Annotated in this window: 24 protein-coding genes; 10 read left to right on the top strand and 14 right to left on the bottom strand. The window is 69.7% G+C overall.

Annotated features, from left to right (window positions below; genetic code table 11):
• Nucleotides 1–8 precede the first annotated feature (8 nt).
• A complete protein-coding gene (locus HV826_RS02315; RefSeq protein WP_176415369.1) occupies nt 9–1544 on the top strand; it encodes a hypothetical protein in 1536 nt (511 codons plus the stop codon).
• Between the two features lie 81 nt (nt 1545–1625).
• On the opposite strand, the gene HV826_RS02310 is transcribed toward HV826_RS02315, so the two are convergent.
• The 6 genes from HV826_RS02310 to HV826_RS02285 all read right to left on the bottom strand — a co-directional run bounded on the left by HV826_RS02310 (nt 1626) and on the right by HV826_RS02285 (nt 8015).
• Entirely contained in the window at nt 1626–3470 is a 1845-nt protein-coding gene (locus HV826_RS02310; protein ID WP_176415368.1) for a GspE/PulE family protein, read from the bottom strand.
• 181 nt (nt 3471–3651) lie between these two features.
• Nucleotides 3652–4422 (bottom strand): uroporphyrinogen-III synthase, encoded by a 771-nt coding sequence (locus HV826_RS02305; protein ID WP_176415367.1) that lies wholly within the window; start codon nt 4420–4422, stop codon nt 3652–3654.
• Between the two features lie 12 nt (nt 4423–4434).
• Nucleotides 4435–5379, bottom strand: a complete 945-nt coding sequence (gene hemC, locus HV826_RS02300) for a hydroxymethylbilane synthase (RefSeq protein ID WP_176415403.1) — start codon at nt 5377–5379, stop codon at nt 4435–4437.
• Nucleotides 5376–6701 (bottom strand): glutamyl-tRNA reductase, encoded by a 1326-nt coding sequence (gene hemA, locus HV826_RS02295; RefSeq protein ID WP_176415366.1) that lies wholly within the window; start codon nt 6699–6701, stop codon nt 5376–5378. The genes hemC and hemA overlap by 4 nt, the downstream gene beginning before the upstream one ends.
• Before the next feature lie 2 nt (nt 6702–6703).
• Nucleotides 6704–7519, bottom strand: coding sequence for an inner membrane protein YpjD (locus HV826_RS02290; RefSeq protein ID WP_176415365.1), 816 nt, complete (start codon nt 7517–7519; stop codon nt 6704–6706).
• 34 nt (nt 7520–7553) lie between these two features.
• Complete coding sequence (locus HV826_RS02285) at nt 7554–8015, bottom strand: hypothetical protein (protein ID WP_176415364.1); 462 nt, start codon at nt 8013–8015, stop codon at nt 7554–7556.
• 103 nt (nt 8016–8118) lie between these two features.
• Here HV826_RS02285 and trxA point away from each other — a divergent pair, with 103 nt between their 5' ends.
• A complete protein-coding gene (gene trxA, locus HV826_RS02280) occupies nt 8119–8451 on the top strand; it encodes a thioredoxin (RefSeq protein ID WP_163780053.1) in 333 nt (110 codons plus the stop codon).
• Between the two features lie 74 nt (nt 8452–8525).
• Here the strand turns inward: trxA and HV826_RS02275 are convergent, their stop codons facing one another.
• Nucleotides 8526–9194 carry a polyphosphate kinase 2 family protein gene (locus tag HV826_RS02275; protein ID WP_368670820.1) on the bottom strand — a complete coding sequence of 223 codons (669 nt, stop codon included), beginning with the start codon at nt 9192–9194 and terminating at the stop codon, nt 8526–8528.
• A gap of 210 nt (nt 9195–9404) precedes the next feature.
• Here HV826_RS02275 and HV826_RS02270 point away from each other — a divergent pair, with 210 nt between their 5' ends.
• On the top strand, nt 9405–9740 hold the full coding sequence (locus HV826_RS02270; protein ID WP_176415362.1) for a hypothetical protein: 336 nt from the start codon (nt 9405–9407) through the stop codon (nt 9738–9740).
• Nucleotides 9741–9795: 55 nt separating this feature from the next.
• Here the strand turns inward: HV826_RS02270 and HV826_RS02265 are convergent, their stop codons facing one another.
• The 5 genes from HV826_RS02265 to mreC form a co-directional block, all read right to left on the bottom strand.
• Nucleotides 9796–10485: a PilZ domain-containing protein gene (locus HV826_RS02265; protein WP_176415361.1), complete on the bottom strand. Its 690-nt coding sequence runs from the start codon at nt 10483–10485 to the stop codon at nt 9796–9798.
• 126 nt (nt 10486–10611) lie between these two features.
• On the bottom strand, nt 10612–11739 hold the full coding sequence (gene rodA, locus HV826_RS02260; protein WP_176415402.1) for a rod shape-determining protein RodA: 1128 nt from the start codon (nt 11737–11739) through the stop codon (nt 10612–10614).
• A 7-nt stretch (nt 11740–11746) separates the two neighbouring features.
• Nucleotides 11747–13786 (bottom strand): penicillin-binding protein 2, encoded by a 2040-nt coding sequence (gene mrdA / locus HV826_RS02255; protein ID WP_163780060.1) that lies wholly within the window; start codon nt 13784–13786, stop codon nt 11747–11749.
• Nucleotides 13783–14283: a hypothetical protein gene (locus HV826_RS02250; protein WP_163780062.1), complete on the bottom strand. Its 501-nt coding sequence runs from the start codon at nt 14281–14283 to the stop codon at nt 13783–13785. The genes mrdA and HV826_RS02250 overlap by 4 nt, the downstream gene beginning before the upstream one ends.
• Entirely contained in the window at nt 14280–15140 is an 861-nt protein-coding gene (gene mreC / locus HV826_RS02245; protein WP_163780063.1) for a rod shape-determining protein MreC, read from the bottom strand. The genes HV826_RS02250 and mreC overlap by 4 nt, the downstream gene beginning before the upstream one ends.
• Nucleotides 15141–15351: 211 nt before the next feature.
• Here mreC and HV826_RS02240 point away from each other — a divergent pair, with 211 nt between their 5' ends.
• Nucleotides 15352–16917 (top strand): SurA N-terminal domain-containing protein, encoded by a 1566-nt coding sequence (locus tag HV826_RS02240; RefSeq protein WP_176415360.1) that lies wholly within the window; start codon nt 15352–15354, stop codon nt 16915–16917.
• Between the two features lie 106 nt (nt 16918–17023).
• Here the strand turns inward: HV826_RS02240 and HV826_RS02235 are convergent, their stop codons facing one another.
• Complete coding sequence (locus HV826_RS02235; protein WP_176415359.1) at nt 17024–18118, bottom strand: diguanylate cyclase; 1095 nt, start codon at nt 18116–18118, stop codon at nt 17024–17026.
• A gap of 53 nt (nt 18119–18171) precedes the next feature.
• On the opposite strand from HV826_RS02235, the gene HV826_RS02230 reads away from it, so the two are divergent.
• Together HV826_RS02230 and HV826_RS02225 are read left to right on the top strand one after the other, a co-directional pair.
• The gene (locus tag HV826_RS02230) at nt 18172–18768 is read left to right on the top strand and encodes a nucleoside triphosphate pyrophosphatase (protein WP_176415358.1); all 597 of its coding nucleotides are present in this window, start codon (nt 18172–18174) and stop codon (nt 18766–18768) included.
• Nucleotides 18765–19448: a YggS family pyridoxal phosphate-dependent enzyme gene (locus HV826_RS02225; RefSeq protein WP_176415357.1), complete on the top strand. Its 684-nt coding sequence runs from the start codon at nt 18765–18767 to the stop codon at nt 19446–19448. Before HV826_RS02230 ends, HV826_RS02225 begins: the two co-directional genes overlap by 4 nt.
• On the opposite strand, the gene HV826_RS02220 is transcribed toward HV826_RS02225, so the two are convergent.
• Nucleotides 19435–19656 carry a hypothetical protein gene (locus HV826_RS02220; protein ID WP_176415356.1) on the bottom strand — a complete coding sequence of 74 codons (222 nt, stop codon included), beginning with the start codon at nt 19654–19656 and terminating at the stop codon, nt 19435–19437. The two genes, HV826_RS02225 and HV826_RS02220, sit on opposite strands and share 14 nt — an antisense overlap.
• A 306-nt stretch (nt 19657–19962) precedes the next feature.
• Here HV826_RS02220 and HV826_RS02215 point away from each other — a divergent pair, with 306 nt between their 5' ends.
• From HV826_RS02215 to HV826_RS02200, 4 genes are all read left to right on the top strand, one after another.
• Nucleotides 19963–20766 (top strand): DUF3108 domain-containing protein, encoded by an 804-nt coding sequence (locus HV826_RS02215; protein WP_176415355.1) that lies wholly within the window; start codon nt 19963–19965, stop codon nt 20764–20766.
• Nucleotides 20767–20792: 26 nt separating this feature from the next.
• Nucleotides 20793–22481, top strand: a complete 1689-nt coding sequence (locus tag HV826_RS02210) for a DUF4091 domain-containing protein (protein ID WP_176415354.1) — start codon at nt 20793–20795, stop codon at nt 22479–22481.
• Nucleotides 22482–22498: 17 nt separating this feature from the next.
• The gene (locus HV826_RS02205; protein ID WP_176415353.1) at nt 22499–23395 is read left to right on the top strand and encodes a DUF3108 domain-containing protein; all 897 of its coding nucleotides are present in this window, start codon (nt 22499–22501) and stop codon (nt 23393–23395) included.
• 138 nt (nt 23396–23533) lie between these two features.
• Nucleotides 23534–23908: a hypothetical protein gene (locus HV826_RS02200; protein ID WP_176410758.1), complete on the top strand. Its 375-nt coding sequence runs from the start codon at nt 23534–23536 to the stop codon at nt 23906–23908.
• The last annotated feature ends 88 nt before the right edge of the window (nt 23909–23996 follow it).

The following is a 23996-nucleotide window of genomic DNA, read 5'->3' as shown; positions in this document are numbered from 1 at the left end:
GAGGGACATTGAAAACGCTGCAGAAGCTGGCCCTGACCGGCCTGATTTCCCTGAGTGCGCCCGCGTGGGCCAGTGACTTCGTGGACACCCGTCTGTCGTTCGTCTTCGCGGACGACAACGTGCTCGCGGGCTCTGGTGAGACGACGCCGAACAGCCCCAATGCGCGGTTCGGCGCCGGCAACCAGAACACGCAGTTCTACGACAACTTCAACACCCGGTTCTCCGGCTTCGAGTCCCTGTCGAACGTGGTGCTCTACAAGCGGGCACCGGCCTTCTTCGAGGGTTTGACGACTGAAGCGGCGCTGACGCTGCTGGTGCTGGAGCGGCCGTCGGGCGGCGTCGACATCCGCGACAACTCCAGCTACATCCGCCTCAACTACCAGCCGCCGGGCTGGAGCGAGAAGGAAGGCATCTCGCTCGTCGGCTTCCCGGTGTCCGCGGACCGCTTCCGCCTGGGCTATGCGTACCGCATCTCCTGGGGTGGCAGCGGCGTGTTCACCACCCGCGCCGTCACCAACGGCGTACCCGGCGGCAAGCTGCAGATCACCCGCGACAACTGGTACGCGTACGTCGGCGGCAAGACGGCGCTGATGCAGAACGAGCTCATCCGCGAGGAAGAGACCAAGTACGGCCTCATGGCCGGCGCGGGCTGGGACATCCTGGAGACGCTGCGCGTCGAAGCGGGCGGCGGCTACTTCCAGAAGGGCCTGGTGCCCGGCCTGGCGACGCTCGGCGTGGAGGCGCCGGTGAACGCCGCGGGCGTGTCCGGCCAGGTCGTCTACCACGTGGGTGTGCCCGTCGGCACCAGCGTGGACTTCCGGCTCTACAAGAACGACCCGGACATCTATCAGCGCTTCTTCGCGCCGGAGCAGTACCCGGGCGGCCTGTCGTACACCGTGTCGCTGGAAGGCAGCTACCTGTCGCAGACGCTGGAGAAGCCCAACGACTTCGGCGCCACCAAGCCGCAGGGCGCCACCGCCGTGGCCCTCCAGGCGCGCGCGAAGTATGACCTGCTCCGCGTCAGCCTCCTCGGCCTGTACCGCAGCCTGTCCTTCATCCAGTTCGAGGTGCCGGGCTTCCCCCCGTTCCAGGACTTCCCGGAGGGCACGGAGCTGAAGCCGGAGATGTTCCTCGCGGTGGGTGCGGACTACCACCTGCCGAAGCTGCACATCACGCCGGGCTTCATCCTCGGTGTGCAGCAGCCGGCCTCGTTCCGCAGCCCCTCGCCGGTGCTGGGCGGCAACGACCCGCCGCCGAGCCTCATCGGCACGCGCACCGTCGTGGTGCGTGACGTGAATCAGCTCAGCATCCTTCCGGAGACGTGCGGCCGCGGCAGCGCGGCGTGCAAGGCGGAGCCCATCTACTCCGCGAAGGCCACCTTCCGCTGGGACATATCGGACTCCGTCGCCGCCGTCGGTGAGGTCTATTACACCTACGACACCAACCGGACCACGTTCCGGGACGACGTGACGGGCGTGGCGCAGCCGAGCTTCGAGCGCCCGCACGCGCTGGGCTTCAACACGCTGCTCCAGGCGCGCTTCTAGTCCACCGCCCTGCCCCACCGGGGCAGCCGAAAGGCCTTGCTCGGCCCGGTCTCTCCTCGTGGGAGGCCGGGCCGTCGCGCGTCAGACGGTCGTCATCCGTACCACCTCGTCGAAGGCGGTGAAGCCCTGCGCCAGCTTGCGCACTGCGGCCTCGCGCAGCGTCCGCATGCCGGAGCGTCGGGCCGCGTCCACCATCTGTGAATAGGGGGCCTCCCGGGCGATGAGGTCTCTCAGTTCGCCCGCGCTGGTGACGATTTCGAAGACCCCCGTGCGCCCCACGAAGCCGGTGCCACGGCAACGCACACAGCCCGCGCCCTTGAGCAGGCGCACGCCACCGGGAAGCAGCGGCAGGGGGGCCTGGAGCGCGAGCAGCTCGTCCGGCGTCAACGTCGTCTCCTGCGCGCAATGGCTACACACCCGGCGCAGCAGGCGCTGGGCCATGACGCCCAGGAGGCTCTGCGCCAGGAGGAAGGACGGCACGCCCAAGTCCCGCATGCGCGCCACCGCGCCGAGCGCGTCGTTGGTGTGCAGCGTGGACAGCACCAGGTGGCCGGTGAGCGCGGACTGAATCGCGTTCTCCGCCGTCTCCGGGTCGCGAATCTCGCCCACCATGATGACGTCCGGGTCCTGGCGGAGGATGTGGCGCAGCGCCCCGGCGAAGTCGAGCCCCACCTTGGGCTGCACCTGCACCTGGTTGAAGGCGTCCCACACCATTTCGATGGGGTCCTCAATCGTCGTGACGTTGACGTCGGGGCCCGCCAGCGCCTTGAGCGCGGAGTAGAGCGTCGTCGTCTTCCCGCTGCCCGTGGGGCCGGTGACGAGGATGAGGCCGTGCGGCTGGTCAATCCAGGACTCGAAGGCGCTCTTCTCGTCCGGCTCGAAGCCCAGCTGAGCGATGTCCTGCACCAGCGTCTCCGGGTCGAAGATACGGATGACCACCTTCTCGCCGAACGCGGTGGGCAGCGTGGACACGCGGAGCTCGACTTCACGGCCATCACGCTCCGTCTTGATGCGGCCGTCCTGCGGCTTGCGGCGCTCGGAGATGTCGATGCGCGCCAGCATCTTCACGCGCGAGACGATGGGCGGATGCACCGGCGCAGGCAGCGTGTGCACCGGGTGCAGCACGCCGTCGATGCGCAGGCGCACCATGCTGGTGGTGCGCTTGGGCTCGATGTGGATGTCCGAGGCGCGGTTGTCGAACGCGTAGCGCAGCAGGTAGTCCACCGCCTGCACCACGGGCCGGTCCGACGCCTCCAGCTCCTGGGTGCCACTGAGCGAGACGAGCTGCTCGAAGTTGGCGACCTGGGCTCCGGCCGCGGCGCTGAAGTCGTCGGCGGCTTGCGCCAGCGTCTTCTTGAAGCCGTAGATGTCGCTGATGGACTTGAGGATGTCCGCCTTCGCGCTGAGGACGGGCTCCACCGGCAGGCCCGTCAGGCGGTGGAAGCTCTCGAAGAGCTCCCCGTCGAAGGGGTTGGCCACCGCCACCAGCAGCCGGCCCTGCGGGGTGCGCTCCAGGGGGAGCAGCACGTGCTTCTGTGCGTAGGGCCTGGACACGGTGCGCGTGGCCAGCGCCATGTCGAGCTTGAGCGGGTCAATCTTCCGGTAGCTCATGCCGGCGGCGCGCGCGGCGGCCTCCGTGACGCGGTCCTCGTCCAGCACGCCCCGGCCGTTGGACAGCGGCACCTGGAACGCCGCCACGACCTCCACCGGAGACACGTCGTACCGCGCGGCCTCCTTGCCGCCCGTGCTCCCCTGGTGCGCCTTGAGCACCCGGGCGCGCGCGGCGCCCTCGCGGGCCAGCACCTCCTGGGCCTGCTGGGGCTGCAGCAGCCCCTGGGCCACGAGCGCCTCCAGCACGAACAGCGTGGTGAAGTCATCCCGGCTCTTCGGAGCAGTGCTCCCCACGCCACTCACAGGCAGTACCAAGCGCGTCTCCTTTCACCCCGGCCGCCCGCCGGAGCGCGACCCCACAGCGTACCAGACGACCTTCGGCACACGGCGGTGCGCCGAGCGGAAAACACCCAGGGCGCCCTCCGCGCCACCAGCCAGGCATGGAGCCGCCGTCAGGCCCGTCCTGCGGCCGTGCGGGCACGGCGGCGCGCCACCGTCAGTGCACGGTGCTCGTCACCGCGAGCACGGCGGCATCCACCAGGGACTCTGGCGTCGGACGCTCCGCCACGGCCGCCGCGGGCACGCCCAGCCGCTCCAGGGTGGACGCCGTCGTCGGCCCAATCGCCACCACCCGCGCGGTGGCCAGGCGCTCGCGTCCGGCCTCTTCCACGAAGGCCTCGGCCGTGCGCGGTGAAGCGAAGAGCACGACGTCCGGCGGCGAGGCATCCAGCAGGGCCAGGGCCTCCGGTGGCAGGGGCGCGGGCGTGGCGCGATACGCCGTCACCCGCGTCACCAGGACGCCGCGCTCCCGCAGCCCGTCCTCCAGCTCGCGCCGGCCCTCCTCGGCGGCGGGGAGCAGGACCTCGTCTCCCGGTTGCAGCGCGTCCTTGATGAGGTTGAACAGGGCCTCGCCCGTGCCCTCGGAAGGTTCGGCCACCACGTCCAGGCCGTAGCCCTCCGCGGCACGCGTCGTGCGCGGACCCACGGTGGCCACCTTCACCCGCTGAATCCGGTCCTGGGTGCCCGCCTCACGCAGCGCCTCCATCAGCGCCTCCACGCCCGACGGGCTCGCGAACACCACCCAGGTGTAGCGCTGGATGTGCTCGGCCGCTGACGCCAGCGGACGTGGGTCCTCCGGAGGATGCAGCTCCAGCAAGGGCACGCTCAGCACTTCGGCGCCCTCATCCTCCAGGAGGAAGCACAGCTCCTCGGCCCGCTCACGCGGGCGCGTCACCAAGACTCTTCTGCCTTCCAATCGCCGTTCCACGCGCGCGGCAGTCTAGGACTCCCGCGCCTCGGAGCGGCGCGCGAAATCACGCAAGATGTCCGCCGCCCCACGCGACAGCAGGTCCTCCGCCAGGGCTTCACCCAGCGCATGGGCCTGCGACACGGGGCCGCGCACCTCGCCCCGCACCACGTGTGTGCCATCCGGACGGCCCACGAGGCCGCGCAGGAAGACGGTGTCACCCGACACGGTGGCATGCCCGGCCAGGGGCACGGTGCACCCCCCCTCCAGCTTCGCCAGCAGCGCGCGCTCGGCGGTGACGGCGATGCGCGTGGTGGCGTGCTCCAGCGGGGCCAGCAGCTCGCGCACGCGGGTATCGTCCGTGCGGCACTGGATGGCCAGCACGCCCTGCCCCACCGCGGGCAGGCTCACCTCGGGCGGCAGCACCTGGGTGATGACGTCCTCCAGGCCCAGGCGCTTGAGGCCGGCAGAGGCCAGGAGCGCGCCCGCCAGCCCCTGCTCCCGCGTCCTCGCCAGGCGCGTCTGCACGTTGCCGCGCACGCTGACGATGTCCACGTCCGGCCGGCGCGAGCGCAGGATGCAGCTGCGGCGCAGCGACGACGTGCCCACGCGCGCGCCCTTGGGAAGGGTGTCCAGCGTCAGCCCGCCCATGCCACAGAAGGCGTCGCGTGGGTCCTCCCGCTCCGGCACCGCGGCGAGCATCAGCCCTTCGGGGAATACGGACGTCATGTCCTTGAGGCTGTGCACGGCGATGTCCGCGCGGCCGTCGAGCAGCGCCTGCTCGATTTCCTTCACGAACAGGCCCTTGCCGCCCACCGCGGACAGCGGCGCGGACAGGAAGCGGTCTCCCTCGGTGGTCATCTCCACCAGGGACACTTCCAGCCCGGGATGATGCGAGCTCAGCAGCGCGCCCACGTGGCGCGCCTGCCAGAGCGCCAGGGGACTCTGCCGGGTGGCGATGCGCACGTGCGGCATTATTTGCCCCCCGTGGCGGCTTGAATCGGCGCGGCCATGACGGAGGGCGCGGCGGCGGCGGTGCCCACCTCCTCCTCCAGCAGCCCGAACAGCTCGGCGGCGGCGCCGGCCAACCGGTTGCCCTCCCCCTCCGGCCCCACGGCGCGCAGCCGCGCGGTGGGCTCATGCAGCAATTTGTTGACGATGGCTCGGCCCATGGCCTCGATGCTCTTTCGTTGCTTGTCGTTGAGTCCGTCGCCCAGGGCGCCCAGCGTGCGCTCCACCTCGGAGCGGGCGATGGCCTCCGCGCGCTGACGCAGCCGGGCCAGCACCGGCGTGCCCTCACGCAGCGCGCGCTCCTTGACGAACCGCGCTACTTCCTGCGCGACGAGCACGCCCGCCTTCTGCGCCTCTTCCGCGCGCGCCGCGGCGTTGTCCGCGACGAACTTCTGGATGTCATCCACGTCGTAGGCGTGCACCCAGTCCAGCGTGCCCACGGCCGGGTCGATGTCGCGCGGCACCGCCAGGTCCACCATGAACAGCGGCCGGCCCCGGCGCCCACGCCCCAGCGCGCCCACGTTGTCCCGCGTGAAGAGCGGCACCGGCGACGCCGTGCTGCACACCACGATGTCCGCCGCGGCCACCAGGCTGAGCAGCTCCTCGAAGGGCCGCGCCTGTCCGCCCACCTCCGCCGCCAGCGCCTCCGCGCGCGACAGGGTGCGGTTGGTGACGTAGAGCTTCAACGCACCGGCCTGCTTCAGGTGGCGCGCCGCCAGCTCGCCCATCTCTCCCGCGCCCACCACCAGCACCGTCTTTCCCGCGAGCCCGTCGAACACCTTGCTGGCCAGCTGCACCGCCGCCGCCGCCATGGACGTGGCCGCGCGGCCAATGGCCGTCTCCGTGCGCACGCGCTTGGCGCAGCTGAAGGCGGCCGCGCACGCGCGCATCAACTCACCGCGCACCGCGCCCGCGCCCTGGCCCCGCTCGAAGGCGTCCTTCACCTGGCCCAGGATCTGGGCCTCGCCCAGCACCATGGAGTCCAGGCTGCACGCCACGCGGAACAGGTGCACCAGCGCCGCCTCGCCCTGGTGCTCGTAGAGGTGCTCCAGGGCCTCCACGCCGCCCAGCGCCTGCAGCTCCGTCAACGCGCGCTGCCGCGCCAGCGCCGCGTTCGGCGCGAACAGGTACACCTCCACGCGGTTGCAGGTGGACACCCAGAGGGCCTCCACGGGCGCCTGGGCCAGCCGCTGGAGCACGTCCACCTGACGCGACTCCGGCAAGGCCAGCCGCTCGCGGACGGTGAGGGGCGCCGTCCGGTGGGACAGGCCAATGCAGATGAGCTCCATACTCAGGGCATCCTCATGGCCGCCGAGGGCGCTGACACGTCATACGAAGACAGGAAGGACACCATGACCAGGCAGAACCCCGCCATGGTGAGGAAAGCCACCCGCCGCCCCTGCCAGCCCGCGACGGAGCGCGCCACCAGCAGCGCGGCGAAGACGGCCCACGCGACCAGGGTGGCCAGCGTCTTCCCATCCACGGTCCAGGGGCCCGGCGCGGTGCCCACGAAGAAGGCCCCCGTGGCGAGGGTAATGGACAGCGCCAGGAAGCCCCACAGCACCAGGCGTCGGTTCAGCGTGTCCAGGAACTCCAGGGAGGGCAGGCGGGAGAACAAGAGCCCGAAGCGCTTCGCCCTCACCTGCCGCTCCATGAGCACGTACATGACGCCCACGCCCGCGGCGACCGCGAACGCGGCCAGCCCCAGCAGCGCCAGGGTGATGTGCAGCGGCAACAACGGCTGACGCACCCCGGGAGGCAGCGGCGCCTGCCCGCCCTGCATCAGCAGCCCGGGCAGCAGCGCGGCCAGCGCCAGCGGCGTGAGGAAGGCGCCGATGACGGGCCGGCGGTAGCGCACGTCCAGGAACAGGAAGATGACCAGCAGCAGGAAGGCCAGCGCGGAGAAGCCCTGCGCCAGGCCCACCGGCCGCCCGCTCTGCACCCCGAGCAGTTCGAAGAGCGCCACGCCATGCAGCGCCAGGCCGCCGCCCACCAGCACGCGCCCGGCCGTGGCCAGGGCGTCCGACTGGCGGACCAGGTAGGCCAGGTAGACGACGGCGGCGATGCCATAGGCGTGGCAGGCGAGCGAGACGAGCGTGTGGCTCATAGGGGCAGGCTCATAACCACGGAAGACGGACGAATCAGCCCATCTTGTTGAGGATGAAGGCAGCCAGAAGGTCTGCTTCAGAGTCCGGCTTCGTGTCCGCGCCCTCTGGCCTGGGCGCGCCGGCGGCGACCTCCGCTACATACCCTGGAACGACCTCATAGGCGTTGTCCCCCACCAGCACCGAGTCGGCCATCTGCTCGGCACCCAGTCGGGCAAGTTGCTCCTCGGTCTTCACCCGGGCCACCAACCCCTGGGTGTCTTCGCCCGACACGAGCTGGACGAAGTGGACCGCGGGCGTGACGGGAAAGGTCACGCCGCCCTCCGCCATCACCACCAGCCGGCCTTCGCGCAGGTCTGCTTTGTCCGCCAGCGCCCACTCCTCGAGCTGGGCCTGGGGCAGGAAGAGCTTCGTCACGCCCGCCAGCTTACACCAGCCACCCCGCCCCCGGGGGGACGCTTGGGGGAAATGGTTGAAACAGGCGCCATCCAGCCGCATCTGAGCCGCCAGATTGGCTGATGGTCGGCCGATCCTTGCAGGCCCACCGGACGCGTACTAGAGGACGCGGCGGCGGTGCCCGGACAGGGCACGAGGAGACACCATGTCAGGCGCGGACGTGACGAACATCGGGGATGGCGACTTCAAGCAGCAGGTCCTGGACTCCCAGGAGCCCGTGCTGGTGGATTTCTGGGCGACGTGGTGCGCGCCGTGCCGCGCCATCGCGCCCTCCATCGAAGCGCTGGCCTCGCAGTACAAGGGGCAGGTGAAGTTCGCCAAGCTCAACATCGATGAGAACCAGGACACGCCGCAGGAGTACGGCATCCGCTCCATCCCCACCCTGCTCTTGTTCAAGGGCGGCCGCGTGGTGGAGCAGATTGTCGGCGCGGTGCCCAAGGCCCGCATCGAAGACGCCGTGAAGAAGGCCCTGACGTAGCCTCGCCGCCGCGGGGCCGGGCGAGAGAGCGCGCGCCTGCTGCGCTCTTCGCGCCCCCTCCGCGGCAGCCTGTCTCAGCCCAGCAACGCCACGCAGCGGCGGAGCACCTCCAGCCGCGCGTAGCGCTTGTCGTTTCCCGGCACCACGTGCCACGGCGCGTCGGGGCGGTGCGTGCGGTCCAGCATCTCCTGGATGGCCGCTTCGTACTTCTTCCACTTCGCCCGGTTCCGCCAGTCCTCCTCCCCCAGCTTGTAGCGCTTGGCCGGGTCCGCCTCGCGCTCGCGAAACCGCTGCAGCTGCGTCTTTTTGTCGATGTGGATGAAGAACTTCACCATCCGCACACCGTCCGCGGTGAGCATGTGTTCAAAAGCGTTGATTTCATCGTAGGCGCGCCGCCACTCCGTCGGCTTCGCGAAGCCCTCCACCCGCTCCACCAGCACCCGGCCGTACCAGCTCCGGTCGAACATGCAGACCTCGCCCGCGCCCGGCGTCTTGCGCCAGAAGCGCCACAGGTAATGGTGTCTGCGCTCTTCCTCTGACGGCGCGGAGATGGGCCAGACCTTGTAACCACGCGGGTCCATCAGCGTGGTGAGCCTGCGAATGGCGCCGCCCTTGCCAGAGGCATCCCAGCCCTCGAAGACGACGACGGCCTTCCGCCCCGCCAGGTAGTTCTGGATCTGCAGCGCGAAGACGCGCTCCTGGAGCGTCTTGAGCGTCTTCTCATACTTCGCGGATTCACCCACCGAGACAGACGGGTCGACCGCTGCGAGTGTCACAGTGCCGTGAGGACATACGGGAAATACGTATCCATTTGCAGTCTTGTCATCAATTTTCTGAGATCGTTTACGAGTCAAGACAGACCCTCCAAGGTTGTATTGACAGCGATGACTTCAACCGCCAAATAGGCACATAGCAGTGTCTGTGTTGGCTGACTGTTTTCACTTGGAGTATTCATGGCACGACCACGAAAAGAATTGTCCACCGTCCCGCTGACGCCGGCCATGGTGAACTGGGCCGAAGCCTTGGGAGACGCCATTGGACGCGGCATGCTGCGCGCGCTCAACGACGGGATGCCCAGGCTGGGCAGCGCCTCGCCCAGCTCCACCGCGCTCACCGCGGGCCGGCGCCGCGGCCGGCCGCCGAAGGTGATGGCGGGCGCCAGCCTGGTTTCAATGGATCGCCGTTGCACGATGGAGGGCTGTACTCGCGAGCAGCGCTCGAAGGGGCTGTGCTCCGCGCATTATCAGGCCGAACGCCGCCGCCAGATTTCGGGCGGCAAGTCGGCCTGAGTGCCTGCCCACCGGACACCCGCCCACGGCCCTGGGCGATGACCGGTCCAATGCCTCAGCCCTGCCAGGGGTCCGAAACGGACGACGTCGCCTTGAGCAGCTCCCAGGCCGCCAGCACGTCCACCACGCGTTCCACTTCATTGGGCAGGGAGCGAGCCCGCTGGGACTTGAGATAGTCCTCCGCGAAGGCCCTCAGCCGCATCCCCACGAAGAGCCGCGCCAGCGCCACCTCCGTCTGACCGCTGAAATCGAGGAAGCGCACGCCAAAGCCGCTGCGGCCCTCCGGCCCGTTCTCCCGCTCCTCCCGCACGATTTCCGCGCGCGCCTGCACGGGCGCGGCGCCCGGCTCCAGCGCGAAGCGCACGCCGAGCACGGTGCCCAGCGGCAGGTAGAAGGTGCTCTCCAGGAACGCGCCGCTGACGCTGACGTTGACGGACACGAGGCTCGCCTCGAAGCGGCGCTCGCCCGCCTCGTCATCCACCCAGACCTCGAAGCGCGTGGCGAGCTGGGCGCGGGGAAAGTGGCGGTGCTCGGCCTCGCCCTGATTCATCTCAATCAACGGCGCGAAGGCCGGCCTCGGCTCGGGGCTCACCGCCGCCACGTTGCCACCAGGACGCGCCGGAACCACCGCGGGGCGGACCTCCTTCGCCGGCGCCGCGGCCGGCGCTGACGCTCGCGCGGGCGCGCGCACCGGCGCCTCCACCCGCGTGCTCCCGACTGCCTTCTGGCCACCCTTCCTCTGCATGACGCGTCCTCATCTGCCCGGGAGGACTCGCCCTCCACGTGTGTTGGTGGGGTGATTCATACACCACCCCATGCCGCGCGCCGAGAAACGCTTGCGCCCGGCCCGCGAGGATAAATCCGGAAATTCTCAGAACATGTGACGGCGCATGCTGATGTTCACCAACAAGCCGATGCTGAGCATCACGGAAAGCAGGGATGAGCCGCCATAACTCATCAACGGCAGGGTGATTCCCGTCACCGGCAGCAGGCCAATCACCATGCCGATGTTCTCGAACACCTGCCAGAAGAGCATCGCCACGACGCCCACGGCGACGAAGGCGCCGAACCTGTCACGCGCGTTGAAACCCACGCCCAGGCCGAAGATGAAGATGGCGCCGTAGAGCACCAGCAGGACGAGGCACATGACGAAGCCATGCTCCTCCGCCCACACGGAGAAGATGAAGTCGGTGTGCTGCTCGGGCAGGAAGCGCAGGCCCGTCTGGGTGCCCTCGCGCCAGCCCTTGCCGGACACGCCGCCGCTGCCCACCGCGATTTTCGACTGCGCCGCGTGATAGCCGCTGCCGCGCAGGTCCGCCTCGGGGTCCAGCCAGCCGGAGATGCGCTGGCTCTGGTGCTTCTTCAGGTGGTGCCGGACGATGGTGGGCCGAGGCTCCGGCACGTCGCGGATGTAGTCGTTCCAGATGACGATGCCCGCGGCCAGCACGGCCGTCACCAGCGTGGCCACCAGGTACCAGCGCACCTTGCCGAAGAGGATGATGGTGAGCGACGACAGGCCAATCATCAGCGCGGTGCCCAGGTCCGGCTGCACCAGCACCAGCGCGAAGGGGACGAAGACGACGAGCAGCGGCTTCCACAGCCGCGTCAGGCCATAGGAGGGCTCATTGGGCTGGAAGTCGTCGTGGTAGACCTTGGCCAGCATCAGCACGACGCCAATCTTCATGAACTCCGCGGGCTGCATGCGGAACGGGCCAATGGCGAACCAGCTCTCTGCCCCCTTGGCCGTGTGCCCGAAGAACCGCAACGCGATGAGCAGGAGGATGTTGGTGACGTAGATGGGCGCCGCCATGCGCTGAATCCACCGGTAGTCCACCAGGCACACCACCAGCACGGCGGTGATGCTCACCCCCAGGTACAGCATCTGCGAACCCCACACGGGCGAATGCGGGGGCCGCGACGCCGAGGCCAGGTTCCAGATGCCCAGCGCGCACACCGCCAGCACGGAGAAGATGAGGCCCCAGGGGATGTGGGGCACCATCCGCCGCTCAATCCGCAGTTGCACGCGTGCGTTCCTCGTCGTCGCCCGGCAGCCGGGCCGGTGGCCGTACCCCCCGCGTCAGCGCCGCCTCGTCAGGACCGGGCGCGCGCGTCACGGAGGACGGCGTGTAGGGCTGGTTGGGACGCGGCGGCGGCGCCGTGGCGTCCAGCTTCTTCAAGTCGAAGTACTTCTGGAACACCGCCATCGCGGTGGGCGCCGCGTCCGAACCGCCGTGGCCGCCGTGCTCGTTGAGCACGACGATGGCAATCTCCGGCTTGTCCGCTGGCGCGAAGCCCGCGAACCAGGCGTGGTCGCGCTCGAAGAAGCTCATCTGGTGCGTCTTCAGGCGAATCGCGCCCAGGCGGGCCACCTGCGCGGTGCCCGTCTTGGACGCCACCAGGATGTCCTTGTCCCGCATGTGATTCATCCGCGCGCGGTAGGCGGTGCCGCCCGGCTCGTGCGCCACCTTCACCAGTCCCTCCACCACCGCCTTGAGGTGCGCGGGCGAAAGGTCCACCTTGCGCACCACCTCCCGCTGGAACGATTCAATGGTCTGCCCGTCCAGGTTCTCCAGGCGGTTCACCATCTGCGGCTTGTAGAGCGTGCCGCCGTTCGCGATGGCCGCGTACACCAGCGCCAACTGGAGCGGGGTGACGTTGTTGTCGCCCTGGCCAATGGAGCTGTTGAGCGCCATGCCCTTGGTGTAGCCGCCGGGCGACGCCTTGTCGTGGTAGGCGCTGGTCGGCATGATGCCGGGGACCTCGGCCACCACGTTGACGCCCGTGGGGCTGCCCAAGCCCAGGGCCTTGCCCATCTCTCCAATGGGGTCCAGGCCAATGGTGTCCGCCACCTTGTAGAACCAGGTGTCGCACGACGTCTTCATGGCGGCGAGCCCATCCATGTGCCCGTGCCCGGCGTCCTTGTGGCAACGCCAGGTGCGCGCGCCCAGGCGGTAGCCCCCCGGGCAGTTCACCACCGTCTCCGGACGGAAGGCGCCCGACTTGAACGCGGCCAGGGCGGTGATGACCTTGAAGGTGGAGCCCGGGCTGTAGTGTTCGGCGGCCACGCGGTTGATCATCGGGTCCAGCGGATCTCGCGACAGCAGCGCCATCTGCGCGGGCGTCACGCGACCGGTGAGCAGGTTGGGGTCGAAGCCCGGGCGCGACACCAGCGCGCGGATGAAGCCCGTGTTGACGTCGATGGCGACCACCGCGCCCGTCACACCGGGGAAGGCCCGCTCCGCCTCCTCCTGCAGCCGCATGTCGATGGACAGCACCAGGTTGTTGCCCGGACGCGGCGCCACCACGGCGTTGTCCCCCAGCTTGTCGTTCAGCTCCTCAATGGTCTGTCCGCGCGCGTTCACCACTTCCTTGCGCACGCCGTCGGTGCCGCGCAGCCGCTGCTCGAAGTAGCGCTCCAGCCCGCGCCGGCCAATGTAGTCCCCCAGGGCGTAGCGGGCGCCGTCGCCGTTGAGGCGCTCCAGCTCCTCCTGGGTGATTTCATTCATGTAGCCCAGCACGTGCGACAGCACGGAGTTGGTGCGGTAGTGCCGGTGCGGCACGGGCGCCACCTCCACGCCGTCCAGGATGTCCCGGCGCGCGGCCAGCCTGTCGTACTCGTCGCGCGACAGGTCCACGCGCACCGGCACCGGCTGGAAGGGGGCATTGCGCCGCCCCATGCGCACCAGGTCCTCCACCTTCTTGCGCTGGTCCGGGTCCCACTGGAGCAGCTCCGCCAGGCGAGGGATGACCTGCTCGTAGCAGTCGGTGCAGAAGGCCGGGGTGATGAAGGCGTCGAAGGACGGACGGCTGTCCACCAGGATGGTGCCACGCGCGTCCTTGATGACGCCGCGGTCGGCGCGCAGCCGCACCTCCTTGACGAAGTTGGCCACGCTCTTGGCGGCGTACTCCTCGCCCCGGGTGATTTGCAGCCGGTAGAGCTGGATGGAAAGCAGCCCCAGGCCCAGCACCATGGCCAGGCCCAGCCACAGGAAGCGCCGCTTGAGCTCGCGCCCCGGCGTCGTGTTGCCCAAGGTGGGCGGCGTCACCGCAGCAACCCCGCGGGCCGCTCCTGAGACGCCTCGAAGCGCCGCAGCAACGGATAGAGCGCCAGCGCCGCGATGCCCGTGAGCGCCACCTGCAGCGGCAGCTCCGCCAGCAGCGCGCCCGGACCGTCCTCCTTCACCGTCAGCCAGGTGAAGAAGGTGGCCAGCAGCGAATGGCCCACGTCCGCGCCCATGGCGAACAAGGCGAAGGCCAGCGGGCCCCGGACCTCCACGAAGGTCGGCACCAGCCGGCCCACCAGGAAGATGAACACGGCCAGGAAGGTGTAGAGCCAGGTGGGCTGCCCGCTCATCAGGTCCAGCAGGTACCCCACCGAGAAGGCGGAGAAGGCCCCTTCCAACAGCGAGGCCCGCAGGGCCAGGAACGCCACCAGCACCACGGTGACGTCAATCCGGCCGAGCTCCAGGCCGGCCTGCTTCACCAGGACCGATTCCAGCGTGAGCAACGCCAGCGCCAGTGCGACAGACACCAGGAACTTCATTTCGACGCGCCCTCCGCGGTGCTGCCTGGCGCCATGGCGCTGTAGGGGCTGCCCACCACCAACACCTCTTCCAGCTTGCTCGTATCCACCGCCGGAACGATGTCTGCGCCCTGGAACATGCCGTGCTCCTTCTTCTCCAGGTTCGTCACGCGTCCCACCACCACGCCGGGCGGGTAGATGCCGTCCGTGCCCGCGGTGATGATGAGGTCACCGTCCTCCACATCCTCGGTGCGCAGCATGTTCTCCAACTTCAGGGGCCCGCCTCCGGTTCCCGCCGCCGTGCCCCGGGCCCGCGAGCGCTGCACCCGCACCGCCACCCGGCTCTGAGGGTCCGTCACCAGCGCCACATCCGCATACCCGCCCGTCGCCCGGATGACCTGTCCCACGATTCCGTCCGGCGTCACCACGGACATGCCGCGGAAGACACCCTGCTGCTCCCCGCTGCTGATGCGGACCGACAGCAGCTTCGCCACCGGATTGACGCCCACCACCCGCGCGGGGATCTCCGGCCCGGCCTCCGCCTCCGCGTAGTTGAGCAGCTTGCGCAGCCGCTCGTTCTCCATCCGCGACTCCCCCAGGGCCTGCACCGCCGCGCGCAGCTGGAGGTTCTCCAGTCGCAACGCGTCATTCTCCTGCCGCACGCCCCGGAGGTCCAGGTAGTTCTGGACCCCGGCGCCTCCGCCTTCGATGAGGGCCGTCAGCCCCTGTTGCACGGGGGACGCCACGGCGATGACCGCCCGGTCGACGAAGTTGGGTTCCCTGGCCTTGCGGCCACCGAGCAGGAAGGCCACCAGCGGCGAAAGGAGCAGGAAGCCCACGATGAGGGGGCGGTAGTACCGCTTCAGGAGCGACCACACAGGCAGGAGTTTCCGGGGGTGTGACGGGGGAGCAGGGGCTGGCTAAGGGCTCTAAATCGCTTGCATTTTCCGGTGCGTTATCCTAGGCAGTCAAGGCCTGCATGGGGGGCGGTTCCTGGTCCACCACCCACCGGCCGGGCTACCAACAACACCGCGTCGCGAGTCCTTCCACACGGCTTTTCTCGGCGCGTTTGCCCCAGAAGTGACGACAATGGACGGTCTGAATCCCCGGAAGGTTGCCTCGCTCCTGTTCATCATCGGCATCGCGGTGGTGTTCACGCTCAGTTTCGGCCCGGGCAGTACCGGCTTCAGCGCCACGGGTGGGACGACGGCGCCTGGTTCGGTGGCCTCGGTGAACGGCAAGGAAATCCCGCTGCGTGACTTCGCGGCGGCCTGGGCCCAGCAGATGAGCTTCCTGCGCTCGCAGGGCAGCCCGGTCCCCGAGTCGCTCGCCCGCCAGTTCGGCATGCACAACCAGGTGCTCGACCGCCTGGTGAACACGGAGCTGCTGGCCCAGGCGGCCGAGCGCCACGGCATCACCCCGTCCGACGAAGAGCTGCGCAAGCTCATCCACCAGAACGCGGACTTCCAGAAGGAGGGCCAGTTCGACTTCGAGCGCTACCAGCAGGTGCTGCGCGACTTCTACCGGAAGACGCCGCAGGACTTCGAGGTGGAGCTGCGCCGCCAGCTGGCGGCCCAGAAGATGATGGGCGTGGTGCGCGCCAACGCGGTGGTCTCGGACGACGAGGTCCGCGCCCGCTTCGAGAAGGAAGGCAACCAGGCGAAGGTCGTCTTCGCGCGCTTCCTGCCGGCCATGTACGCCGACACCGTCCCCGCCCCCACCGCGGCGCAGCTGACGGAGTGGAAGAAGGCGCACGAGAAGGAGATCAAGGAGTACTTCGAGGCCAACCGCTTCGTGTACCAGCAGCCGGAGCGCATCCGTGCGCGGCAGGTCCTGGTGAAGCTGTCCCCGGAGGCCACCGCCGACCAGAAGAAGGCGGCCCTGGAGAAGGCGCAGGCGCTGCGCAAGGAGATCGAGGGCGGCAAGGACTTCGCCCAGGTGGCGCGTGACAGCAGCGAGGACCCGGGCAGCAAGGCGCGCGGTGGCGACCTGGGCTGGGTGGAGCGCGGCAGCTGGGAGCCGGCGCTGGCGGACGCCGCCTTCGCGCTGAAGCAGGGCGAGGTGACGCAGCCGGTGGAGACGAAGTTCGGCGTGCACCTGGTGAAGGTGGATGAGAAGCAGGCCGCCCAGGACAAGAAGCTCGAGGACGTCCAGGACGAGATTGCCACCACGCTCTACAAGCAGGACCGCGCCAAGCAGCAGGCCCGCGCCGAGGCGGAGAAGGCGCTGGCCTCCGTCAAGTCGGGGCAGGCCCTGAAGACGCTCTTCCCGCCGGAGAAGGAGCAGCCCGCGCTGCTGCGCTTCGAGACGGAGACGCGCCCGGAGGCCGTGGAGACGGACAGCTTCACCGCCGAGGGTGAGGCGGTGCCGCACCTGGGCCCCGCGCCGGAGCTGGTGAAGGCGGCCTTCGCCGTCGGCGCCCCGCAGGCGCTCGACAGCGTGTTCCCCATGGGCGAGGGCTTCGTGGTGGCGCAGGTGGTGGAGCGCCAGAAGCCGGACACCGAGGGCTTCGAGAAGCGCAAGGAGGAGTTGCGCACCCAGGCCCGTCAGGCCAAGCAGATTGAGCTGACGGAGTCGTTCCTCAAGGCGCTGCGTGAGCAGGGCACGGTGAACACGAACACCGCCGCCATCGACTCCGTGGTGGGCACCGGGTGAGCCCCGGCGTCCAACCGTGACGCCCCCCGAGGGCCGGGCCGAGGGGACTCCCCTCCCCGGCCCTCGCTCATTGCGGGCTCGGCGGCCACACGGGCCGGGGCACCGGCTACCGCTCCGGGAACTCGTGGGAGCCCGTGCCGCCGCTGGGCGCCATGGGCTCGGCGACGCAGAGCGCGTCCCGGCCGCGGCCCTTGGCCGCGTACATGGCGAAGTCCGCCGCGCGGATGAGGTCCAACGCGGACGAGGCATGGTCCGGGTAGGTGGCCACGCCCACGCTGGCGGTGAGGCGCACGTCCAGGCCCTGCTCGTGGAGGAAGCCCTGCCCCCGGAAGGCCTCGCAGACGCGCTGGCCGATGATGGCCGCGCCCTCCGGGTCCGTCTCCACCAGCAGCATGGCGAACTCGTCGCCGCCATAGCGGAAGACGGCGTCCAGGTTCTGCCGGCCCAACGTCATCAACAGGTCCCCCACCTCCTTCAAGGTGGCGCTGCCCACCAGGTGCCCGTGGGTGTCGTTGACGCTCTTGAAGTGGTCCAGGTCCAGGAAGACGAGCGACAGCGAGTGGCTGAAGCGCTCCGAGCGCTTCACCTCCTGGTCCAGCAGGGCGCGCAGGTGCCGGGCGTTGTAGCAGCCGGTGTGCTCGTCCGTAATCGTCAGCTCCTGCACCCGCCGGAAGTTGCGCGCGTTCTCAATGGCGATGGCCGCGTAGTCCGCGATGGCGGTGAGGATGGTGAGGTCCTCGTTGGTGAAGGGCGGGTCCATGGGCCCGTTCACCAGTTCGATGATGCCCAGCACCCGGCCCCGGGCCAGCAGCGGCACCGCGAGGATGGAGCGGGTGTGGAAGGCGGAGGCTTCATCGAAGCGGGGCGAGAAGCTGGGGTCCCCGCCCACGTCATGGACGAGCCGCGCCGCGCCGGACGTGAAGACGGCGCCGGCGATGCCCTCGCCCGGGTTGAGCTGGAGGCCCTTGAGCACGTCCGCGCCGTCACCCACCGCGATTTCGAAGTAGAGCTTTCCGGTGCGCTCGTCCTGGAGGATGAGCGACCAGTTGCGAGGCAGCAGCAGGCTGCTGACCTTCTGCATCACCAGCGCCAGCACCTCGCGGAGCTCGAGCGTGGACGTCAGGGCCTTGGCCATCTCGTTGAAGGCGGCCAACTGCTCCACTGTCCGCTTCATGGCCGACAGGAGGTCCGCGGGATTCATCCGTAGAGTCCACTCCGGGGCACAAGTCTGGTAAGGCCGGGCCGAGCCGTAACATGCACATGAACGCAGATCAAACGTTGCTCGTCCTGGCCTCGGCGTCGCCGCGACGCAGGGAACTTCTGTCACAGCTGGACCTCCGTTTCACCGTCTTGGCGGCGGACATCGACGAAACGCCCCGTGCCGGCGAGGCGGCGGAGGCCTACGTCGGGCGGCTCGCCCGGGAGAAGGCCCGCGTGGTGGCTTCCCGCCACCCGGGCGCCTGGGTGCTGGCCGCCGACACCACCGTCGCCCTGGGCGCCGAGCTGCTGGGCAAGCCCCGGGACGCCGAGGAAGCCCAGGCGATGCTCACGCGCCTGTCCGGGCGGACGCATGACGTCTACACGGGCGTGGCCCTGGCCGGCCGGCATGAGGAGACGCTGGTGGTCCGCACCCGCGTCACCTTCCGCGCACTCAGCGCCGGGGAGCTGTCCTGGTACGCGCACAGCGGCGAGCCCCTGGACAAGGCGGGCGCCTACGCCATCCAGGGCCGGGGCGGCTTCCTGGTGGCCAGCGTGGAGGGCAGCACCTCCAACGTCGTGGGCCTGCCGCTGGGCGAGACGGTGGCCCTGCTGGAGCGGGCCGGCGTGCCCCTGCCCTGGAGGGCCTCATGAACGGGAGCGTGGCGGAGCGGCTGGCGTCGGTGCGGGAGCGAGTGGCGGCGGCCTGTGCCCGCGCGGGGCGGCCCGTGGAGTCGGTGACATTGGTGGCGGTGTCCAAGCTGAAGCCCGCGGACCTCATCCGCGAGGCCTACGCCGCCGGCCAGCGCGACTTCGGGGAGAACTACGCCCAGGAGCTGCGGGACAAGGCCGCTGAGCTGGCGGACCTGGACGGCCTGCGCTGGCATGCCATTGGCGCGCTCCAGACGAACAAGGTGAAGTACGTGGCGCGGGCGGCCGGAGCCTTCCACGCCCTGGACCGGCTGGAGGTCGCCCGCGAGCTGTCGAAGCGCCGCGAAGAGGCCCCGCCCCTGCCCGTCTACGTCGAGGTCAACGTGGGCGGCGAGGCCACCAAGAGCGGCCTGGCACCCGGCGCGCTCGGCGCCTTCCTGGACGGAGTCCGCGCCCTGCCCGGCCTCCAGGCGGTGGGGCTGATGGCGCTGCCGCCCCCCACGGAGGACGAGGCCCGGGCCCGCGCGGACTTCCAGTCCCTGCGCGAGCTGGCCCGTGGCCACGGGCTGCCGGGCCTGTCCATGGGCACCACGCATGACTTCGAGTGGGCCATTGAAGAAGGGGCCACCGTCGTCCGCGTGGGCACCGCCATCTTCGGCGAGCGCGCGCTCAAATCTCCTTGAGCTTCACCCGCCCCTCCGAGTTCACGCTGACCTTGAACTCGGAGCCGCAGTAGTGGCAGCGCACCTCGTCCCCATGGGCGAGCGGTTCATCCACGGGGTTGTTGGCGTTGCACGAAGGACAGTCGAAGTCCTTGTGCGCCCTGCCACCTCCGCTCGCGGACTCCTTCTCGTCATCGTCGAAGTCGAAAGAACCGCCACCACCAGACATGTGCCCCTCCTGCGGGATGGCGCCCGACACCGCGGGCTGCCCCGCGCGAAGGCTACCAGCGGTGTCGTCGAGTGGACACGCCGCTGCGCGGCACTCCCGCCCGCCGGGCGAACAGGCCCTGGCCGGGAAGAGGCGCGTGGGAGTGTGACGTGGGAAGGTGTCCCTCCCCGTCCAGTGAGCGGCCCTCATTTGAATGGCGGGCCCACCACCGCGTCCGTGGAAATGGGCGGTGGCGGGAATGGTTCCAAGCCGGGTCTGGCGCGGTGCGGCCAGGCTACCTAACTTCCAAGCGAGGGAGCTCACCCGATGCAAACGCAGTCCAAGTGGGGGTTCGCGGCGGCGTTCGCGGGTCTGGTCTGGTCGGCGACGGCCATGGCCCAGGAATCCGTGAACCCGGCGTTCGGCCCCGGGGAGCAGAGCTCTTACCGCGTCAGGTACCTGGGCATCACTGCGGGCACCGCGCAGGTGACGGTGGGCGCCCACATGAAGCAATGGGGCCAGGACGTGTGGCCCATCGTCGCGGTGGCACGCTCCAACGACATGCTGGGCGTGTGGCCCATCAAGGACAAGTTCGTGTCCTACTGGCAGCCGGAGCGCCAGCACGTGGTGGGCAGTGACTTGCACGCGGATGAGAACGGCTCACGCCGCCGGCAGCGCATCAAGATGGAGCCGGATGGCAAGACGGCCTTCGTGGTGAAGCAGAAGGAAGGCGAGTCCCCGTACGAGTCCACCCGCGAGGTGACGGAGGGCACGCTGGATGTGACGGGCGCGACGTTCGCGTTGCGCAACCGGGAGCTGGCCGTGGGGCAGGAGTATGCCTATCCCGTCTTCACCGGCAGCAAGCAGTTCACCCTCCGCGCGAAGGTGGAGGGGCGTGAACTCCTGGACACGGCGCTGGGCGACAAAGAGGTCTTCAAGCTCAGCGTGAAGACGGAGTTCGGCGGCAACCTCGCCTCGAAGCGGGACATGTTCGTCTACTTCACCACGGACCCCAGCCACGTGCCGGTGCGGGTGGAGGCGGAGTTCGCGCTGGGCACCATCGTCGCGGAGATAACCGACTACAAGCCGGGCCGGAGCATGGCGGTGGCCCGCGCCGAGAATGGCGGGTAGCACCCGCCGGAGAGTGAAGGGGGCGGATGGGAGCGGGATGGGCGTGGGCGGTGGTGGCGGCGGCGATGTCCGCCACGCAGGAGCCTCAGGTGGTGTCGCCCCTGGTCAAGGTCCGGCCGGGCGAAGCAGTGAAGGGACGCAAGGAGGCGCGCCTCAGCCTCGCGCGCGGTGAGTGCGAGGCCGTGCAGGTGGCGCTTCCCGGCCGGGTGGAGCGCCCCGCCGTGGAGAAGCTGACGCTGAAGGGGCCGGGCGCGGCGCTGAAAACCAGCGTCTGGCGCGAGGCATTCATCGACGTGAAGACGCCGTCCAACGGCCAGGGCCGCACGGGCCCGTGGCCGGACGCGCTGGTTCCGGTGGACGCGCCGGGACATGACCCGAAGCTGCCCACCGTCTTCTACGTGGAGGTGTGCGCCCCGGAGAAGCAGGAGCCGGGGACGTACCGGGGACAGCTGCTCGTGAAGGTGGGTGGCGCGAAGGTCCGGCCGGTGCCGTTCACCGCCGAGGTGCAGCCCTTCGCCCTGCCCGCCACGTCCTCGCTGCCCAACAGCTTTGGGGTGTCGCTGTACAGCATCGCCCGGGGCCACGGCGTGAAGCCGGAGTCGGCGGAGGCGCGCAAGCTGCTGCGGGACTATGGACGCGCGCTCCTGGAGCACCGGGTGAGCGCCCACGGCATGAGCATGACGCCGCCCCCGGTGCGCTTCGAGAAGGGCCGCGCGGTGCTGGACTGGCGCGAGTACGACGCGGAGCTGGCGCCCTTCCTGGACGGCAGCCTGCTGCCCTCCGGCGCGCGCTTCACCAGCACCGACGTGCGCGACAGCAAGCACGCGAAGACGGACGCGCAGAAGACGGCGTACTACCGCGCCTTCGCCGAACACTTCCGCGAGAAGGGCTGGCCCGCGCAGCTCTTCTTCTACGCCAAGGACGAACCCAAGCCCGAGGACGTGCCGCTGGTGAAGGCCCAGTCCACGCGGGTGCGCGCGGCGGGCGCGATTCCCGTGCTCGTCACCAGCCCGCTGGATGACGCGCTGAACGGCTCGGCGGACATCCTCACGCCCACGCTCAACTGCTTCTATCCACGGCCCGGGCCGCAGACGTGCCGCAGCGTGGTGGAGGCGAGCGCGCTGCGCAAACGGCTGGCAGGTGACACCCGGGTGTGGTGGTACCAGAGCTGCAATTCGCACGGCTGCAACGGCGGCCCCCCGGCGGACAAGGCGGTGGACAGGGCCTACAGCGGCTGGGCCTCGTACATGGTGGACCACCCCGCCCCGCTCAACCGGGCCATGGGCGCGCTCGCCTTCTCCTCTGGCGTGGACGGCGAGCTCTATTTCGACACCGTCTTCGCCTACAACACGAAGAAGGACCCCTGGAAGGACGTCTTCGAGTTCGGCGGCAACGGCGACGGCACCCTCTTCTATCCGGGGACACCCGCCAGGGTGGGTCCTTCTGGCCACCAGCCCATCCTCACGCTGAGGCTGAAGCACATCCGGGACGGGTTGGAGGACTACGAGTACCTCCGGCTGCTCGCCGAGCTGGGTGACGCCGCCTTCGCCCGGACGGCCGCGCGCAAGCTGGCGCGCACCGGTTGGGACATCAACGCGGATGCGGGAGAATGGGAGGCGGTCCGCGAGGACGTCACCGCCCGGCTCCGGAAGCGGTGGGCGGAATCGGAATATGCGAAGCGCCCGGACCGTCAGACGCCGCAGAGCACCCCGTAGTCCCTGGAAGGAAAAGGATGAGCCCCCTGCGCACCCTCTTCGCGGCCCTGTTGTCACTGTCCAGCGCAAGCGCCTGGGCCCAGCTGCCAGACGCGGAGACGGACGCGCCGGAGGCCGAAAGCGCCAAGGCCGAGGAACCCACGGCGCCCCTCACCGTGGCGCCGTGCAACGCCGCGCTGCCGGCGCTGCGCACGCCCATGGCGTTCATGCCGGGTGAGGTGCTCGAGTTCGACCTCGACGCCATGGGCGCGCAAGCGGGCACCATGACGATGCGCGTCCACAAGCAGAAGGATGGGCACCTGCCCATCCAGGTGGAGGCGCAGACCAACACCTTCTTCTCCAAGGTGCGGCGCGTGCGCGGCAGCGCCACCGCGTACCTCCACCCTCGCACGCTGCGCCCCAAGCGCTACGTGGAAGACACCCTGGAGAACGAACAGCGCCGCAAGGTGGACGTCGCGTTCGGCCAGAAGGAGCGCACCGTCAAGGTGGACTACCAGTACGGCCAGCGCCCCAAGGGGCAGTTCAACTACACCTTCGACAAGGACGGCCTGGACGTGGCCGGGGCCATCTACCTGCTGCGCCAACTGCCGCTCAAGGACAACCTCCAGGTCTGCTTCGATGTCTACGGCGTGCGTCGCATGTGGCGCATGCAGGGCACGGTGGTGAAGCGCGAACAGGTGACGACGCCGCTGGGCCAGTTCAAGGCCTGGCACATGACGGGCACCGCCGTGCGCCTGGACCGACCCAAGCAGAAGCGTGAAGTCCACGTCTGGATTTCAGACGACGCGCGCCGCCTGCCGCTGGCCGCCGTGGGCACCATCGACCTGGGCGCCGTGCGCGCCACCCTCACCTCCGTATCGCGCCCGGGTGAGAAACCCCAGAAGAGTGAAGGTCAGGAAACGATGAAGTGGTGAGCGCGGCGGACGCCTCACCCTGTCGCAACACCCAAGGCCCGTGGCCAGGTGCCGCGGGCCTGCGCAGGTGCCGGTGCGCCTGGCTTCGGGCCTGACTGGAAAATTGACGGAGTGCTACCTGCCTGTAGCGTCGAGGCCATGCCCCCTCCGGCCCTGACCCTCGTCGCCCCTACGCCGTCGCGCCGTGCAGACCCGGTCCGGGTGGCGGTGGAGCAGCTCGCCCGCTCACTGCCCGCGCGCACTGACGCGGCGGTGCTCGTGGACCTGCTGGAGGATGACCTCCGCGAGGGTCTGGACGCGCTCGGCGAGGTGGAAGCCCACTTCACGGACCTGCTCGACACGCTTCGCACGGAAGCGCTGACACCGGCCGCGCTGGTGGACTCGGGTGATGACCTGCGCGTCCTTCAGCAGCTGGATTCACTCCATGACGCCGTCGTGCGGCTGCGCAAGCGCCTGTCCCAGGCCGCGGGCATGAGCCGGCTCGCACAGGCGCCGGTGGTCCGCGGCCGCTGACAGCCGCGTCGGTTCGGCGGTCCCCTCCCCGCCGCGAACGCCTGTCCACTGCCTCATGGTGCCCCCCCGCCAGCGCGTGGCCGCGCCA

Source organism: Myxococcus sp. AM010 (assembly GCF_013372585.1).
GTDB lineage: Bacteria > Myxococcota > Myxococcia > Myxococcales > Myxococcaceae > Myxococcus > Myxococcus vastator.
This window is presented reverse-complemented; position numbering and strand designations above follow the sequence as displayed.